Genomic DNA, 1663 nt, shown 5'->3' on the forward strand with positions numbered 1-1663 from the left:
AGGAACACCACAGGCACCGAAGCCGCCCGCGCGAACGACCACCCCTCCGGCACCCCCACCAACATCCGCGCATCCGCCACCACCACCGAACCCATCGAACCGGCGAACAATCCGAACGCCCGGTCTCCCGGAGCCAGGTGGGTGACCCCCGGTCCGACCTCGACCACCACTCCCGCGCCTTCGCTGCCGAGGCCCTCCTGGTCGACCACGCCGAGGGTGAGCAGGACGTCGCGGAAGTTGAGTCCGGTGGCACGGACCGCGACGCGGACCTGGCCGGCACCGAGAGGTTCGGTCGCCTGTTCGGCGGGCAGCAGGCGCAGCCCGTCCAGTGTTCCCCTTTCCGCCACCTCCAGCCGCCAGTCCCGTGCGCCGGTCGGGAGCGTCAGGGCGCTACCGTCGCCCGGGCGAGCCAGGCGTGCCGCGCGAAGCTCGCCCTGACGCAGTGCCAGTTGGGGCTCGCCGGTGGCCACAGCGGCCGGAAGCGCGGCCCAGGAGGCGGCATCGCCGTCGACGTCGACGAGGACGAACCGGCCCGGGTGCTCCGACTGCGCCGAGCGCACCAGACCCCAGACGGCGGCGGCAGCGGGGTCCTCGACGTCTTCGTGCGCCGCGACGGCGACGGCCCGGCGGGTCACGAACACCAGCCGTGCCGCGCCGAAGCGTTCCTCCGTCAGCCACGACTGCACGGTGGACAGGGCGCGTGCCACCGTCACGTGGACGGCCGAGGGCGATCCGTCGCCCGCCGGTGCCACCGGGATCACCACCGCGTCGACGGCCCCCGCGGCGGCCACCGTGGCCAGGTCCGTGTAGTGGGTGAACGGGAGGGACGCTCGCACCCCGTCGCGGTCGTCGGCCACCAGCGCCCAGCCTTCGGTGGCGACAGAAGCGACGGGCGGGGTGGGCACCCAGTCCAGCCGGTAGAGCGCGTCGTCGGCGCGTGCCCCGAGGGAGCGCAGTTGATCGGCTGCGACCGCGCGGAGGGTGAGGGAGTCGAACGAGATCACGGGTTGCCCGGTGCCGTCGGCCGCCGTCAAGGAGATACCGCCATCGGACGTGCGCGAGATCCTGACGCGTAGAGCGGAGGCCCCGGTCGCCTGGAGGCAGACGCCGGTCCATGAGAACGGCAGCAGGACCTGCCCGGGTTCGTTCGGCAGGCCGAGGAGAGCCGTGGCGTGCAGTGCGGCGTCGAGCAGGGCCGGGTGGAGGCCGAAGCCGCCGATGTCGGTGCCCTCCGGGAGACTCACCTCCGCGAGGACGGCTTCGTCCTGCCGCCAGGCGGCCGTCAGCCCCTGGAAGGGCCCTTCGTAGGCGAGGCCGGCCTCGTCCAACCGCTCGTACAGCCCGGTGAGCTCCACCGGCTCGGCACCGGCCGGCGGCCATGGGCCGTCTGTGGTCCCGACCGCGGCAGTGGCCGGGGACGCGGCGGTACCGGCGCTCATGACGCCGGTCGCGTGCCGGGTCCACTGCTGGTCGGCTGGCGCGTCCTCCGGCCGGGAGTACACGGTGACCGGCCGCTCACCGGTCGGGCCGGGGGCACCCACGGAGACGTGGAGCGCGACCGCTCCGTCCTCGGGGAGGACGAGGGGTGTGGTGAGGGTGAGGTCGTCCAACCGGCCACACCCCACCTCATCACCGGCCCGCACCGCCAACTCCACCAACGCCG

1 protein-coding gene is annotated in these 1663 nt (G+C 74.0%); it reads right to left on the reverse strand.

Annotated elements, in window-relative coordinates:
* On the reverse strand, window positions 1-1610 hold a 1610-nt coding region (locus tag ACH4PU_RS36180; RefSeq protein WP_398282338.1), incomplete at its 3' end, for a polyketide synthase dehydratase domain-containing protein.
* Window positions 1611-1663 lie beyond the last annotated feature (53 nt).

It is taken from the genome of Streptomyces sp. NPDC021100, from assembly GCF_044333095.1.
GTDB lineage: Bacteria > Actinomycetota > Actinomycetes > Streptomycetales > Streptomycetaceae > Streptomyces.